Here is a 16,234-nt window from a genome sequence, read left to right as displayed (position 1 = left end):
GACTCAACGCTGAGTTGGCGACAAAGTATTGTCAACTCTGTAAGCTAGAGCTATCGAAATGAAGGAGCGAAATTCCAATATTTTGGAAAGAACAAAGGGTCAAGAGTAAAAATAAGACAAATTGCTTTTCATCCTTTTTCCTCTTTTCTCCTTGATCAGGATGTATTAGAAGGCGCAACGATTGTAGGAGGAAATAAATATCAGTCATGGCAGCACTCATGCCATGAGAAACTCTTTTGTCAGAATATCCGATGAACCAAGATAGCTATTCCAACCAACTTCTTGTTTTACCTTCACAGCGTGATCACTACCAGGGAAGGCTCGATGCTCCAGTGGTACTTGTGAAATACGGGAACTACCAATGTCCACAGTGCGGAGAACTGCATCGATCAATTCAGGTCATTCAACAGCATTTCGCTTCGGTTTTTCCTGGGGAGAATTGGATTTGTGTCGTATTCCGTCATTTTATCGAGAATACACTCCATCCCCATGCGCGGAAGGCGGCGGAGGTCGTAGAATCTGCCGCCTCACAGGGTCAATTTTGGGCAATGCATGACCTACTGTTTACGCATCAACAAGCACTGGAAAATGGCTTCCTTGTAGAGTATGCCGATAGTTTAGGACTTGATATTTCTCAGTTCCTGCAAGCTATATCGACACAAGCTCACATTGGTCGCATCAATCAAGATATCGAGAGTGGATACCAAAGTGGAGTAACAGTTGCCCCAGCACTGTTCATTAATGGGATTCGCTATAGCGATCGCTGGACTGTGGAACAAATAATGGCAGCTATTGATGCTGCCATTTATTAAAGCTCTTGGATATTTACCCCGAAGAAGTCTCTCATTGTCAGGGACGATAAATTTCCATCATTGCTCAGATGCTTTATGGCTCTATATGCCCCTGGTTAATTCAGAAATCAGTTCATAGACGCACTCTAAACAGAGCTTCAAGATGCTACAAACTACTCCTCAATTTAGTGCTAAAGATCGTGCCAACAAAGTTGTGATGAAAACAGTCACATCACATGTTCTATTAGTCGAAAATGACAATCAGATTTCTCAGCTAATCGCGCAGGAATTGAGCTGTGAAGGATATCAGGTCAGCTTGGCAGAGGATGGCATTAGTGGATTGCTAGCGGCTCGGCAAACGAACCCCCATTTAATTATTGTGGGTTGGGCGCTTTCCGGAGTTTCGTGTGTAGAGTTTTGCCATCGTCTGCGTTCAACCTACAATGATGTACCCATTATTGTATTAACCCACGAAGGGCAAATTTTTGAACGAATTATGGGTTTAGATGCAGGTGCGAATGATTGCCTGAGTAAACCTTTTGCGGTAGAAGAGCTGACCGCCAGAGTTCGAGCACATTTAAGGCAAGGAACGAAAGAAGCTCATCTTCTACAATTTGAGCAGCTTGTACTCAATCAAAAAGCACGACAGGTTCACTACAACAATCGGGAGATTGAACTGACTGCTAAAGAGTTCGATTTGCTGGAATATTTGATGCGACATCCCCAACAGGTATTAACCCGTGAGCAGATTTTAGCTAATGTCTGGAGTCACGACGCTTCCGGCATTTCAAATGTGATTGAGGTCTATATTCGATATTTGCGAATCAAGCTAGAAGCACAAGGTGCAAAACAATTAATTCATACAGTGCGAAGTGTTGGCTACGTATTGAGAATGGGTACTTACTAGCCTCTAACTACTTTTCTGGTTCAGCCCCGTACTGAGGGAGTTCCCCAACTCTGCGGGGGGGGCTGAGGTACTAATACATGAGTGATAGTTGATGCTTCTCAGAAGTCCTTAAACAAAACTCATTGTATCAAGTTGTCATAGGGATAATTTCATCTCCTTTGGACTTCATTATCAGTATTTTCCTGTTACCACTGCTTGATGATTTCAACATGAACACAACTACAAACACATTCAACATGAACACAACTACAACTACAAACATACGAACTGATTCCACCGAGCTGCTCGGCAAAAAAGTTTTGGTGACAGGCGGGACAAAAGGCATCGGTGAAGCGATCGCTTCACGACTGAGGCAAGCCGGTGCAACGGTCATGACGACCGCTCGTTCAATGCCCGAAAACCTGCAATCGCCTGACCTGTTCATCGGGACTGACCTCAGCACGCCCGATGGGGTGAACAAAGTGGTGCAGGAAGTCTTCGCTCGTTTCGGTGGTGTGGATATCCTGATTAACAATGTCGGCGGCTCCTCTGCGCCAAGCGGCGGCGCGCTTGCTCTGACAGATGGGGATTGGCAGCAGACAATCAATGACAACTTATTTGCCGCCGTCCGTTTGGATCGGGCGTTTCTGCCCCGGATGCTTGAACAGAAGTCAGGTGTCATCATCCATATCTCGTCGATCCAGAGTCGGCTCCCGCTTTACGACGCGACATTAGCGTATGCGGCGGCAAAAGCGGCACTGGCAACCTACAGCAAAGGGCTGTCAAACGAAGTTGCGCCTCAGGGGGTGCGTGTCAATGCCGTCGCACCTGGCTTCATTGAAACGAAGGCGGCTGAGAGATTGATCGAGAGGTTAGCTCAGCAGTCTGGTACTGATCTTGATACTCAACGTCAAGGGCTGATGGACTCCCTCGGAGGAATCCCGATGGGACGACCGGGTCGCCCCGAAGAGGTCGCGGAGCTAGTCGCTTTTCTGGTGTCCGATCGCGCCTCTTACATCACAGGCGTTGAATATGTCATTGACGGCGGCACGATCCCGACCGTCTGACGCACAAGCGAGAACCAATCAACATTACGAAATTTGGAGGTACTTCTCTCATGGTGAACCAACACTACGATTTCATCGTCTGCGGCGCAGGCCCTGCGGGTTCAGTCATAGCAGCAAGGCTTGCCGAAGACAAACAAGTTAATGTGCTGCTAATCGAAGCAGGTGGAACGGATGACGTGCCAGAGGTGATGACTCCAGCACAATGGCCGTTGAATCTTGGATCAGAACGTGACTGGGCCTTCGTTGCACAGCCCAACGCGCATTTGAATGGACGCTCAATCCCACTGAATATGGGCAAGGTACTGGGAGGCGGCTCAAGTATCAACGTCATGGTGTGGGCACGAGGCCACAAGAATGATTGGAACTACTTCGCTGAGGCTTCCGGCGATCCGGCGTGGGGGTATGAATCCGTTCTGGAGATCTATCGCCGCATCGAAAACTGGCAGGGCGCGAGTGACCCTGTGCGTCGGGGAACAGGTGGCCCCGTTCACGTGGAATCCGCCGCCAATCCCCAGCCCATTGCACAGGCTATGGTTGAGGCCGCAAACAGCATGGGTATTCCGCGTTTCGAGAGTCCCAACGGCGAAATGATGGAAGGGCGCGGCGGCGCTGCGATCAACGATCTCATTATCCAAAACGGACGTCGCTCTTCCATCTTTCGATCGTATGTCTATCCTCTCCTGAATCAGCCGAACTTATCGGTCTTGACGCACACGATGGTCAGCAAACTGATCTTCGATGGCAGGTCGGTCATCGGAGTTGAGGTGATCCAGGATGGCAGACGCAATCAGTACTACGCTTCGGAGGAAGTCATCCTCTCTCTCGGCGCAATCAATACGCCAAAGGTTCTCCTCCAATCTGGCATCGGACCGGAAGAGGAACTTCGCAGGCACGGAATACCCGTTGTTCAGCACCTTCCTGGGGTTGGCCAAAATCATCAGGATCACGTTTCGTTTGGCTGCATCTTTGAATACCATGAGCCTCAGAAGATTAGCAATGGCGGCTCGGAAGCTACTCTTTATTGGACGAGTGATCCCAACCTGAAGCAGCCCGATATGTTTCACTGCCAGGTTGAGTTTCCGGTGCCCAGCGCGGAGACGGCTCACCTTGGGGTTCCAGAGCACGGTTGGACGATGTTTGCGGGTCTGTCGCACCCTAAAAGCCGGGGCACGGTGAGGCTTTCCGGCCCTGACGTAAACGATCCAGTGCTAATCAATGCAAACACGCTGTCGCATCCCGATGACCTGAAAGCTGCATTCAGCAACATTGAACTTTGCCGTGACCTCGGCAATAGTAGTGTCTTCGAGAAGCTGGTGAAACGTGAAGCGCTGCCAGGCAAACTCGGTCGCAGCGAAATGGAGACCTTCGCCCGCAACGCGGCGGTTACATACTGGCATCAGTCGTGTACTGCCAAGATGGGGCAAGATTCCATGTCTGTAGTCGATGGCAATCTGAAGGTCTATGGCATCAATAAGCTGCGCGTGGCGGATGCTTCTATCATGCCTGAGATCACCAGTGGAAATACGATGGCTCCCTGCGTCGTCATCGGCGAACGAGCAGCAGATATCCTCAAGCAGGCACACCGGATGACGTCCTACCAGGTTGTGGAAGCGACTGGCTGAGCCGCCCACTGTAGCGAACGTTTCCTATGGGAGGTCGAAACCGGCGTGCAACCAATTCTTATAAAGACTGAGATTGTTCTTGTGCTGATCGAAATCAACCAATAAACCAATTCAAATTCACAAAGAGGAAACTCTCATGCCTTACGTTACTGTCGGTCAAGAAAACTCTGCCAGCATTGATATTTACTACGAAGACTTCGGAGTGGGTCAACCTGTGGTGTTGATTCATGGTTTTCCACTCAGTGGTCATTCCTGGGAGAAACAGGTTGGAGTGTTGCTAAAGGAAGGCTACCGAGTCATCACTTACGATCGCCGTGGATTTGGTGATTCCAGTCAGCCTTCGTTTGGCTATGACTACGACACCTTTGCGGCAGATTTAGACACGCTGATGACCAAACTTGATTTGCGTAATGCCGTTCTGGTCGGCTTTTCAATGGGAACAGGTGAAGTCACTCGCTATCTTGGCAAATATGGCTCAGAGCGTGTCAGTAAAGCAGTGCTAATGGGGCCAGTGCCTCCCTTTCTGCTGGAAACCGATGATAACCCAGAGGGAGTTCCTCAGAATGTTTTTGACGGCGTTATGAAAGCAATTGCTGAAGACCGTCCAGCTTACCTATCCATGTTCCTCAAAGACTTCTTCAACGCGGATGTGTTTCTCGGCGATCGCATCAGTAATGAGGCTATCCAGATGAGTTGGAATGTGGCAGCAGGAGCTTCTGCTAAAGCAACACTGGATTGTGTACCGTCTTGGGTGACTGACTTCCGCGACGATCTGCCCCGCATTGACGTGCCAACCTTGATCATTCATGGCGATGCCGATCGTATGTTGCCGCTTGAGTCTACCGCAGCAAGACTCCCAAAGCTGATTAAAAACAGTCAACTTGTGGTCATTCCTGGCGGACCGCACGCCATTAACTGGACTCATGCTGATCAGGTCAACCCTGTGCTGCTGGATTTTCTCAAAGAAGATTAAGCCCCAAAAAAGCGTAAACCAAAAGATGGGGATCAGGCTCTCCGGGCGATCGTCGAGAATAAACGCCAGTCTTGATGCAATATCCCCATCTCGCAAACCCGAAGCATAAGGGCAGTACCACCGCACATTCAACATAATCTCTGGTCAAAAAGCCGCCATTTGAATAGGGAAGGAGTGGACATGAAGAGTTAGGAGCAAGGAGTTACAGCAGGTCTCAATCGAGTAAGCACAGTTTGGCCAAGATGGGTGTGGGGTGTAGGCTTTGGAGTGTGGTGAATGCAAATGAAAATGGCTGTAAGCCTTCCCACGTACCGTTGGTCATTTTTGCAACACAACCCAAAAAGTTGCTCTGCCGCTGAATAATCGTGATGATTCTGATGATCTTGAATTATGCCCTTCCCCATGTATTCCGGCCACATAGACGGGCGATCGTTTGCACCAACACCTCTGGCTCTACAGGCTTTGTGATGTGAGCCTGAAATCCTGCTTGAAGCGCCCGCTGCTGATCAAGCTCTGTGGCATAAGCGGTCAGGGCGATCGCCTTCAACAGTGAACCTCCCTCTGGAGTTGTTTTCCCTGGGTTAGGTAGGCGCGATCGAATCTGCTGCATCAGCATATAGCCATCCATCTCCGCCATGCCAATGTCGCTCACCAAGATATCAGGAGTGAACTGAGCCAACGTTTGTAATGCCTCGAACCCTGACGCAACCGCTGTTACAGTTGCACCACTTTGTTGCAGCACAAATGCTTGAACTTCACGAGTATCTGGATCATCGTCTACGAGCAAAACCTGGATGCCTTCTAGCGGCAATTCTATGTCTGGTTGAGTTCGAGTTGGCTTAGGGATGATCGATACTGTTTGTTGTATCGTTGGCAATTGCAGGATGAAGGTTGCGCCTTGCCCTTCACCCTGGCTCTCTGCCCATACGGTTCCTCCGTGCATTTCGACAATTTGACGGGTGATTGCCAGCCCTAATCCTAATCCGCCAAACTTGCGAGTGGTTGAGCCATCTTCCTGCCGAAAATACTCAAACACATGCGGCAAAAACTGCGGATTGATGCCTTTACCTGTATCAATGACTCGAATTTGCGCGAGTTGCGCGAGTTGCCGCAGTTCAACCGTTACTTGTCCACCATTCGGTGTGAACTTGACGGCATTGGTGAGCAAATTCCACACCACCTGCTGCAAACGGGCAGCATCCCCAGACACAGAGGCAACCTCTGAAGCCAGATTTAGAATGATCTGAATATTTTTTGCGGCGGCTGCCAATTGCACGGTTTCCAGGGCAGCAGAAATCACAAAGGTTAAACTCACAGGAGCTACTGTTAGAGAGAGTTTGCCTCGCATGATGCGGGAGATGTCGAGCAAGTCTTCAATGAGTTGCGTCTGGAGTTTGGCATTCCGTTCGATCGTGTTCAAAGCTTCTCGTTGACGGGTAGCATCGAGTTTGCCGTTCTGGAGTAATTGAGTCCAACCCAGGATGGGATTGAGGGGCGATCGCAACTCGTGGGACAGTACAGCTAAAAACTCATCTTTGCTGCGGTTAGCGGTTTCAGCCGCTTCCCGTGCAGCCTGTTCCTGTGCCAGCAGTTGTTCCCGTTCAGCCTCCGCCTGCTTTTGCCGGGTAATATCGCGGGAGACGGCAACCAGTTGCGTGATCTGCCCTGCACCGTTCCGCACGGGCGTAATGATACAATCCCACCATTTTGGTGTGCCCTTATGGGTGGAAACATAGCCTTGAAACTGTCCTATGTTGCCCGCTTTGGCAGCCGCGATCGCCTGTTTAGCATTTTCATAATCTTCGCCTTGCCAGAAATCAAGCCAGCAGGTGTTGAGAACGGACGTTGGATCATCAACTTCCAGCAGACCTAACCCGCCTGTGCTGATATAGGCAATTTCGCTGTTGAGCGTTAACAGTTTGATGCAATCCTTACTGCTCTCTAAAATGCGTTGCTTTAGCTCCTCACTGTCTCGCAAGGCGGCTTCGGTTTGCCGACGTTCCATCAGGTCAGCCGCCTGCCGAGTAAGGAGATCCAGAAACCGCAGTTCGCGATCGCTGGGTTTGTGGCGATCGCGCCAGTGGGTTGATAGCATGCCGATCGCTCTGCCTGAACGCGTGATCAGAGGCGTAGACTGCGCCGATCGCAACCCGGCATCAAGGTGTCGTTTGAGAGAGCCGTCTGGATCAGGAACGTCGGGGGCATCAAAGTCAACGAAGGTTCGTACACCATTGGTCAGGGCAATGCCGCAAGAGGTGTTAGAACTTGCACTTACGGACTGGAAATGATGCGTTAATGTTGGTTCCAAGCCCTGCGCAACAAGGGAAATTAGATGGTTGGTATGGGGATCGAGCAGTTGAATGGTTCCGGCATCTGCTCGCATGATGGCGATCGCGGCAGCCAGAATTTCGTCATACAGCACCTGAATATCGCTCTCAAAGATTAATCGCGTACTCAAGTCATGCAGTCTTCGCGTGTCGGTTAAATCATCCGCTGCTGCCTGCTCGCTGAGTTTGCGCTCCGTAATATCAGCAATCACACCCACCAGTCTCAATGGTGAGCCATCGGTGGCAAATTCAAACTGTCCGTTAAATTCAAGCCATCTCATTTCCCCGTCTTTACGGTGTATCCGGCAAATCGTTTGATGTAATTTGCCCGTCTGCATTCCCTCTGAAAGGTTTGTGGCAAAGGTTGCGGCATCATCTGGGTGCAGATAGTTCTCAACAAAGGCTTGCCGGGAGATGGTGCCATCAGCACGGGTATGCCCAAAAATGTCGTATACGCGATCGTTTTCCCAAAAGGCAACATCCTCTGACACGAGCCACTCAAACACACCCAGTTGAGCCGCTTCGGTGGCAAGGGTCAGGCGTTGTTCTCGTTGATGTAACGCTGCCTGAGCATCAATTTCACTTTGAATGTCGGTGCAGGTTCCCACCCATTTCGTGATCTGTCCAGCCTCATCCTTAATGGGAGTGCCGCGTACCAACTGCCAGCGCCATTCTCCGGTGCGGAAGCGAAAACGATGTTTAATATCCACGGGTTCGCCCACTTCCAGGCTGTGTCCCCAATCACGCAGAGTGGTGGGCAGATCCGCTGGATGAACGACATCCTGCCACCGCCAGTTATAAAGCTGTTCGGGCGGCAAACCAATGTAATCTGCCCATTGTTGGCTGAGGTAATCTACATTGCCGTCGGGCATTGCCGTCCAAATCAACTGTGGCATTGTGGCGGTCAGCGTACGGAACCGTTGCTCACTTTCGCGCAGGGCAATTTCTACCTGTTTGCGATCGCTGATATCACGTCCCGTACCTGCCACGGCTTCGACTGCGCCATCTGCATCTAATAGCGGCACGAAAATGTATTCATAGGCTCTTGTACCCAGAGCGCTGGTGTAGGGTGTTTCGTCTTTGAGCGGTTGGCGCGTGGTGATGACCTGTTGAATCTGCTGCTGAAGGCGATCGGCTAGTTCAGGTGGGTAATCGAGGTCTAGAAAGGTCTTACCGACAATTTCTGCAAATGGTTTTTGCCAGAGGTCAAGCAGCGATTGATTGGCATAGGTAAACCGCCCTGCCAGATCAAAGATATAGATGAGATCAGAGACAGAAGACAAGACCTGATCGAGGCGACGACGAACGGCAGCCTGGCGCGATCGCCCCAGTTCCACATTCACAGCGACTCGTGCCAACAGTTCGCGAACACTAAACGGTTTGACCAGGTAATCATCGGCTCCGGCACTTAGCCCTTCCACTGCCGCTTCTTCTCCGGCGCGAGCAGACAGCAGCAGAATTGGAATTTCGCAAGTGTGTGGATCGCGTCGCAATTGCTTGAGCAACTCGAACCCGTCCATTCCCGGCATCATCACATCGCTGAGGACTAAATCGGGCGTTGCAGTGCGGGCAGCGTTGAGTGCGGCTGATCCTTCGGTAAACACCTCCACCTGATAAACCTCGCTCAAAATGCGGTGCAGATAGTTCCGCATATCGGCATTGTCATCGATGAGGAAGATGCGAGCAGGAGAGGAAGGGAGAGAGGGAGATTGATCCACGCTCTTACCCAGCCACTCATCTACCCGCTGATCTGGGGTTCCAAGTAGCCAGCCTGAGGCTTCCTGCACATAAGACGTTGCGCTGTTGGTCGGTTGAGCATTGCTGTCAGAATGGTGACTGCCTCGCTCTGTGGAAACCGCAGGTGTGGCGTTTATCGGTAGCTGGACTCGAAACCTGCTGCCCTGACCCAGAGTACTCTCAACGGCGATCGTGCCATGATGCAGATGCACCAGTTCTTGCACCAGCGATAGCCCGATGCCAGTGCCTTCAAATGTGCGTCCCTTTGCGCCTTCAACTCGATGAAATCGCTCAAATAATCGGGGCAGATCGGCTTCAGGAATGCCCGTGCCCGTGTCGCGCACCATTAGTTCCACCTGGTCGCCTAGCAGATGCAAGGAAACCGCGATTTCCCCCTCAAAGGTGAACTTAAACGCATTCGAGAGTAGATTCAGCACAATCTTCTCCCACATATCGCGATCGACAGATACAGGGTGTGGCAACGGGGGACAATCCACCATCAAGCGCAGTCCCGCTTGCTCAATGGCAGACTGAAAGAGACTGGTCAATTCAACGGTGTAGGTGGCGAGATCCGTGGGTTCAAAATATGCCTGAGCGCGTCCGGCTTCGATCCGCGAAAAGTCAAGCAGGGTATTGACGAGCTTGAGGAGCCGCTGGGCGTTGCGCTGGGCGATCGCAATTTTCTCTTGTTCGGCGCGTGGCAGATGGTCACTTTGCAGCACCTCTGCCAGCGGATTGAGCATCAACGTTAGAGGGGTGCGAAACTCGTGGCTGACGTTAGAAAAGAAGGCTGTCTTTGCCCGATCGAGTTCGGCTAACGCTTCGGCACGACGGCGCTCTTCCTCATACGCCTGAGCATTGCGAATCGATACGGAAACCTGTCCGACTAGCAACTCGTAGAACGATCGATAGCCTTCATCAATTGCCCGATTGGGATTTACGCCAGCCACCAACACGCCTAACGTCGCGGTTTGACCAGAGGCGATCGGCATCATCAGAGCCGTGTGAACTGATTCATTCCACAGACCTCCAAGCACGGTCATGTGGTGATTCAATGCTTCTACTAAAACGGTTTCACCCGCCGCCGCTGATGCGAACGACCAAAGCGGGTGACTGGTTGCTAAATCAATCGAATCAGGGCAGAGCTGTTTGTCTGCGGTTAAGCCCACGGTTGCTTGGAGGGAGAGCGTGCTGCCGTCCGGCTCTCGTAGGTAAAGAAGCGCAAACGGAACATCTAGGGGATGAGCGGCGATCGCCGTCATCAAATCCTGGCATGTCTCCTGCACACTGCGCGTTTCACCTGTTTGAGTAGCCAGATCCCGCAACAGCCGCAGTCGCCGTTCTCCTAAAACTTGCTGCGTCACCTCGCTACAGACTGCCAGCATACCCACAATCTGCCCATCGTCATCTTCGGCTGGAGCATGTGAGACGCTAAAGTAGGATTCTTCCCGATACCCAGCGCGTTCTAAAACCAGCGGCAGTGCCGGAGTCCAGTTTGCTACCCCCGTTGCCATGACTCGCTGAATCATGGGACCAAGCGTATCCCAGGCTTCTGCCAGCGTTTCCCGGATGTCGGTTCCCAGGGCGGTTGGATGCTTATCCCCAATTAATTGAGAGTAGGCATCGTTGTAAAACTGCGTGAACTCGGCTCCCCAGGTTAGCACCATTGGATAGCGCGAGGTGAGCAATGTCTTGACCAGTGATTTGAGACTGTGTGACCAGGACTGCACCGACCCAATGGGTGTTTGTGACCAGTCGAGCGATCGCATCAACTCACCCATTTCGCCACCGTTCGCAAAGACGGAGTTAGCAGCCTTGCTCTGTGTTGAACCTGTCATCGCTGCGGTTTCCTGAAATATTGAGCAAGGAGGTCTTCACCCTGTTCTCCCATCTGTTGTAGCAGCAGTTCGATCTGCTTCAACGCGATCGGTATGGGCTTTGTCCGTCCATTTTCCCAGCGATTTACACTTTGAAAGGACACTCCCAGCTTTTTGGCAAATTTGACCTGCGAGAGGTCAAGCCGCTGTCGCGTTTCTCGGACTAAGGCTGCCAGCTCTGACTGCTCGATTGCAGGCATAGAACGCACATCACTAAATTGCATTCATTAGCTATACCACCTGGTATAGTTTTGTTCTATCCATCCAAAGAAAGAGAAGGATTGAGGTAACACATCGAGATTCAAAGATTGTTTGAGTTGATGAAGCCATTCTCCGGTGAGGATAATCCAACACGAGGCCAGCGAGCGTAATGCCAGGAGTTTACTCTCAACCGCGTGGGTCATGATAGTGAGGCTCAAACAGAGGCGTTGCTGAATTGTGTGAATTCACCCCCCAACCCAACTCTGGTCTTCGCGCTTGCTGCAAGCCAGAAAAAGGGGCAGATCGAGTGACAATCAACACCTTTCAAACAGCCTCTAATCGTCCTTAAATTCTTGCAAGGGAGCAAAATAAAGTACCCACAAGTGTACTGGCAGGGATAACCAAGTTTGCAACTATTACAGCAATAGCCAAGTTACTCACTGATTCACTGGTTGTTGCTAGTAAGGAAAGATATTATGCTGCCGCTCAGTCAGTTTAGCTCGCGTCATTATCACGTTGTGGCGATCGAAATCACCCTGTACTTCAACAAATATGGCGATCACAACCACAATGGTTTGATGTTTACGTTGAAACAAAATTTACCCGTATTGAAATATATTAAGCAGTTAATGGCAGGCACAGTTAACGATGCTCAACTGGTGGTTGAAGCTCAGGCGCGCGCTCGGCAACTGGGAATGACGCTACCCAAAACGTCTGAGGAAGCAAAACAGCCGCATCCACTGGTGCGTCCGCTGGTGCTTAGAGCCTGCCACGGTGACACTGTAGAGGTGCATTTAGAAAATGAAATTCGCGATCGCTCCATTGGTTTACATTTGGTTGGCGATGGCTATGATATTCAAACGAGTGATGGCGCACAGGTGGGACAAAACGCCTCCAGTCTCATTGCTCCAGGGGAAAAGCGCAACTATATCTGGCATTGTCAACATGAAGGGGTATTTCCATTCCACGATGCTGGAAACTTTTCTGGCAATCAGGATGGAACAAATGCCCACGGCCTGTTCGGTGCCCTGGTTGTAGAACCAGAGGGAGCCTGGTGGTCTAACCCAGAAGTGGGAGTAGATGGTCTTCTAGAAGATGGGCTGTATGCCGACGTGCATTTACGGTCACGGGCAGAATTAGAGCGATCGCCCAAAAAACTCTTCCCCGATCCAAACAATCGGTTTTCTCAACCGCCAAAGTATGCGGCTGATAACGCTTCGTTTCGGGAGTATGTCATCTTCTTTCATGATGAGCCAGAGTTTGTACCACCCCACGGGGATTTGCAACAGAATCCCTGTAAATCAGGCTGTCGTGAAGACAATGAACATGGTGGCAATGAACATGGTGGCAACGAGCATGGTGACGATCACGACGCAGATCATATGTCACTAATGCCAGTCAGCTACCGGGCAGAGCCAATGATTAACCGGGAACGGATCATTTGGCAGAAACACTGTGAGGGAACGCTAGACGCGCCTGTGCTAAACGAAGAGCAGCATCACAGCTCATGGATGTTTGGTGATCCCGCGACTCCTATTCTACGAGCGTATTTGGGCGACCCGGTACGAATTCGGCTGGTTCATGCTGGAGTCAAAGAAACCCATGTCTTTCACCTGCATGTTTATGCATGGCATGCGGTTCCCAACAATCCCCAAACTCCGCTCATTGACGCGATCAGCATCAGTCCACAAACCGGACATACTATTATTCCTCTATGGGGCGCAGGAAATCGTCAGGGCGTTCCAGGAGATGTGATCTGGCATTGCCATCTGTATCCTCATTTTCATGAAGGCATGTGGGGGATATTCCGCACCTTTGATACCCATCAAGCCTTTGATGCCGATCAAGATTGTGTAGAAGGAGAGGCACTACCCAATGATGATCCTCGTTACAGCGATCGCCGCATTGGTCGCTATCCAGACGGAACGCCGATCGGCAAGTTAGCCGTTTTACCCGATCGCGAACCGCCCCCTGCACCCACGCCCGATCGCCCTGGGTTCCCTCTGTTTATTCCAGGTGTTGTGGGACAAAAATCGCCCAAGCCTCCTTTTCCGGGTAACTTTGCTGAGATGTCGCAGGAGTTAGACTATCGGGAAGCAACGTCCCTGGAATGGAGTGCCTTTAACGCCGATCCACGTCCGGGCGAGTTGTTTACGCGCTTCCCCTATCCTCGCGAACTGCCGCAACCAACCCATGAAATTGGCGTGGTAAAACGGTGCATTGAGTACAATGATGATGGTTGGCATGATCCGGATGGACATTTATTCTATCTGACCGCAGAGGGCGATCCAGATCAGCGAGATGGGGCAAAAGAGCCGCTGTTCTTTCGCTGTCGCCATGATGATGTGCTGGAACTCACGCTCGACAATCAATTACCGTTTGAAATTGATCGAACCGCGTTTGATCCGGCGTTTCCAACCTGTGACAAGCTGGAGTGGGAAGGGGAATGTGGGCTGCATGTTCACATGGTGAAGTTTGACCCGATTTGTGCCGATGGAGCCAGTACGGGTTGGAACTACATGAGTGCGCCCGTTTTGGGTAAAAAGATGGTGTATCGCTGGTGGGCCGATGAGGAATTTGGCACCATTTTCTTTCACGATCATCTGTTTGCCAATTATCGCCAAAAACACGGTTTGTTTGGGGCATTGATTGTCGAACCCAAAGGCGCAACCTTCCACGACCCGTTTGATCTCAGCAAGACGATCCTGAGTGGACAACAAGCGGTGATTAAACTGCCTCAACCGATCGATGGCGTACAGGAATTTCGTGAGTTTTGTGTTGCTGTTGCCGATTGGATACCGATGTTCGATCGCAAGGGAAGGCCGATCGAGCCACCCGATGAACTTGGTAGTCACGATGATAATGGCGTGATGGCGGTTAATTATCGCTCTTCTCCACTGCGAGAGCGGCGGCCAGAAGAGCCAGCCTACTGGTTTCATTCCGAGAAGAACAAAGAACCCGATACCCCCATCTTCCATACCTTACCCAATGAACCGATCTGGATGCGGCTGGTGCAGGGATCTCATGAAGAACAACACAGTTTCCAGGTTCACGGGATGCGCTGGCGACGCTTCCGCCATGATCCTGCCTCGCCGCTGAGTAATCAGCAAACGCTAGGCATTTCAGAAGCCTTTACCTTCACGGTGCAGGAGTCTTACGGAACTGGCGACTATCTGTGGAAATTTGCCGGAGCCGATGACCTGTGGGTGGGCTGTTGGGGGCTGGTTCGTAGCCACAATCCGGCTCAGTTGGATGAAGTGGGACAAAAACTGGTGCCCATTACACCCTTGTCTGATCCACCGCTACCGACTCCGCCTGATACTCAACAGCGCCGCCGATTTAAGGTGATTGCAGAAGCCCGATCGCTGGTCTATCGTGATGCCGATCTGGTCGATCCGTTTGGTTTGATGTATCGCCTTGAGGCGATCGCCACTCCCGGCGCAACCGAGTGGCAATCCGTATCTCCCCCCGTTCAACCAGAACCCCTGGTGCTGCGTTGCCGTGCCGGAGAATGGGTTGAAATCGAGCTGCACAACCGCTTGCCTGTCCACCTAACTCCAGAACCGTTCTCGCCCGAAGTGCTTGCGGAGCGTCGTGATGACGACAAGGCAGGACGTCTCGTCTCCAGTCAGGTTTCCATTCACGCCGACTTACTGCGCTACGATGTGCAGCAGTATGATGGCGCAAACGTGGGCAAAAATCCCATCCAAAGCGTCTCTCCAGGGGAGAGCTATACCTATCTGTGGTATGCCGATCAGGTGGGATCTGTCTTGCTGCAAGACATGGCCGACGTGCGAAATCATCGTCGTCATGGACTCATTGGCGCACTCATTGTCGAACCACGCGGAGCGACCCCTCGCCGGGTACCTTCTGGCAAAGCGACCGCACCTCTGTGTAGCCCTGCAGCATGGCATGGAACCCGTGCAACGATCTGTGGTCAGTATGGCGATCGCCGCGAGGAAATGGTGCTACTGCTTCAGGATGGGTTGCGGCTGTTTATTAACGGCGATCTCAAGGTGCCATTGCCTGACAAACCAGAAGATTTTGCCAGAGCGGGCAATCCTGCTCTGCTTGCGGAAGAGGCAGAAGACACGGAAGACCAGGGAAACAAAGGATTTAACTATCGGGTTGAACCGTTGCTAGATCCGACACTGGTCAATCTGGCGAATCCTGCTACTCCGACCTGGGTGGTGCCCCGCCGAGGAGAGGTTCACTTCCATTTGATTTGTGCCGCCGATCGCCCCCGCAACCATAGCTTTACCATTCACGGTCATACCTGGCGCGAATGGAGTTACATGGGCGACCAAAGCCCTCGCGTTGCGGCGGAATCAGCACTGTCCTGCGGTAGTGTTCGCACCTTTGAATTGGCAACAGCCGACCGAGCCGGAGACTATATGTACCGCAGTGGCGTGCTGAAATGGGCAGTAGCTCAAGGGTTGTGGGGCATTTTGAGAATAGCGCGTACACCGTACCTGCTATCCCTTCTCAACCTGGGGTAAATCTTCTCTAGCCGTGTAGAGACGTGATACGTCACGTCTCTATCGGCGTTAATTGCTGCTTTGAGGAATTGTTTGAGTTGCAAAATTGGCTTGAGTTACAGCCATTTTCATTTACATTCACCACACCCCAAACCCTGCACCTCACACTCTACACCCCACACCCATCTTGGCGAGACGGTGGCTGACTCAATTGAGAACTGCTGTAAGGTCGTATTGGTTAATGATGAGCGTGACGAGGAATAGGTAGACTGTTC

8 protein-coding genes are annotated in these 16,234 nt (G+C 51.5%); 6 read left to right on the top strand and 2 right to left on the bottom strand.

Annotated features, from left to right (window positions below; all coding sequences use genetic code 11):
• The first annotated feature begins 236 nt into the window (after positions 1-236).
• The 5 genes from IQ268_RS08275 (at position 237) to IQ268_RS08255 (ending at position 5,339) form a co-directional block, all read left to right on the top strand.
• Complete coding sequence (locus IQ268_RS08275) at positions 237-812, top strand: DsbA family protein (protein ID WP_228035197.1); 576 nt, start codon at positions 237-239, stop codon at positions 810-812.
• A 196-nt stretch (positions 813-1,008) separates the two neighbouring features.
• Complete coding sequence (locus tag IQ268_RS08270) at positions 1,009-1,698, top strand: response regulator transcription factor (protein WP_193877427.1); 690 nt, start codon at positions 1,009-1,011, stop codon at positions 1,696-1,698.
• A 236-nt stretch (positions 1,699-1,934) separates the two neighbouring features.
• Positions 1,935-2,744 carry an SDR family oxidoreductase gene (locus tag IQ268_RS08265; protein ID WP_193877360.1) on the top strand — a complete coding sequence of 270 codons (810 nt, stop codon included), beginning with the start codon at positions 1,935-1,937 and terminating at the stop codon, positions 2,742-2,744.
• Positions 2,745-2,794: 50 nt separating this feature from the next.
• Positions 2,795-4,366, top strand: coding sequence for a GMC family oxidoreductase (locus IQ268_RS08260; protein ID WP_193877358.1), 1,572 nt, complete (start codon positions 2,795-2,797; stop codon positions 4,364-4,366).
• Between the two features lie 136 nt (positions 4,367-4,502).
• Positions 4,503-5,339 carry an alpha/beta fold hydrolase gene (locus IQ268_RS08255; protein WP_193877356.1) on the top strand — a complete coding sequence of 279 codons (837 nt, stop codon included), beginning with the start codon at positions 4,503-4,505 and terminating at the stop codon, positions 5,337-5,339.
• Between the two features lie 388 nt (positions 5,340-5,727).
• On the opposite strand, the gene IQ268_RS08250 is transcribed toward IQ268_RS08255, so the two are convergent.
• Together IQ268_RS08250 and IQ268_RS08245 are read right to left on the bottom strand one after the other, a co-directional pair.
• Positions 5,728-11,241: a PAS domain-containing protein gene (locus IQ268_RS08250; protein ID WP_193877353.1), complete on the bottom strand. Its 5,514-nt coding sequence runs from the start codon at positions 11,239-11,241 to the stop codon at positions 5,728-5,730.
• Positions 11,238-11,480 carry a helix-turn-helix transcriptional regulator gene (locus tag IQ268_RS08245; RefSeq protein WP_193877351.1) on the bottom strand — a complete coding sequence of 81 codons (243 nt, stop codon included), beginning with the start codon at positions 11,478-11,480 and terminating at the stop codon, positions 11,238-11,240. Before IQ268_RS08245 ends, IQ268_RS08250 begins: the two co-directional genes overlap by 4 nt.
• Positions 11,481-11,957: 477 nt before the next feature.
• On the opposite strand from IQ268_RS08245, the gene IQ268_RS08240 reads away from it, so the two are divergent.
• On the top strand, positions 11,958-15,980 hold the full coding sequence (locus IQ268_RS08240; protein WP_193877349.1) for a multicopper oxidase domain-containing protein: 4,023 nt from the start codon (positions 11,958-11,960) through the stop codon (positions 15,978-15,980).
• Positions 15,981-16,234 lie beyond the last annotated feature (254 nt).

The organism is Oculatella sp. LEGE 06141, from assembly GCF_015207605.1.
Taxonomy (GTDB): domain Bacteria; phylum Cyanobacteriota; class Cyanobacteriia; order Elainellales; family Elainellaceae; genus Oculatella.
This window is presented reverse-complemented; position numbering and strand designations above follow the sequence as displayed.

Excerpts from the sequence above, each read along its gene's own strand:
- IQ268_RS08270 (WP_193877427.1), top strand. The coding sequence starts at position 1,009 with ATGAAAACAGTCACATCACATGTTCTATTAGTCGAAAATGACAATCAG.
- IQ268_RS08265 (WP_193877360.1), top strand. The coding sequence starts at position 1,935 with ATGAACACAACTACAACTACAAACATACGAACTGATTCCACCGAGCTG.
- IQ268_RS08260 (WP_193877358.1), top strand. The coding sequence starts at position 2,795 with ATGGTGAACCAACACTACGATTTCATCGTCTGCGGCGCAGGCCCTGCG.
- IQ268_RS08255 (WP_193877356.1), top strand. The coding sequence starts at position 4,503 with ATGCCTTACGTTACTGTCGGTCAAGAAAACTCTGCCAGCATTGATATT.
- IQ268_RS08250 (WP_193877353.1), bottom strand. The coding sequence starts at position 11,241 with ATGACAGGTTCAACACAGAGCAAGGCTGCTAACTCCGTCTTTGCGAAC.
- IQ268_RS08245 (WP_193877351.1), bottom strand. The coding sequence starts at position 11,480 with ATGCCTGCAATCGAGCAGTCAGAGCTGGCAGCCTTAGTCCGAGAAACG.
- IQ268_RS08240 (WP_193877349.1), top strand. The coding sequence starts at position 11,958 with ATGCTGCCGCTCAGTCAGTTTAGCTCGCGTCATTATCACGTTGTGGCG.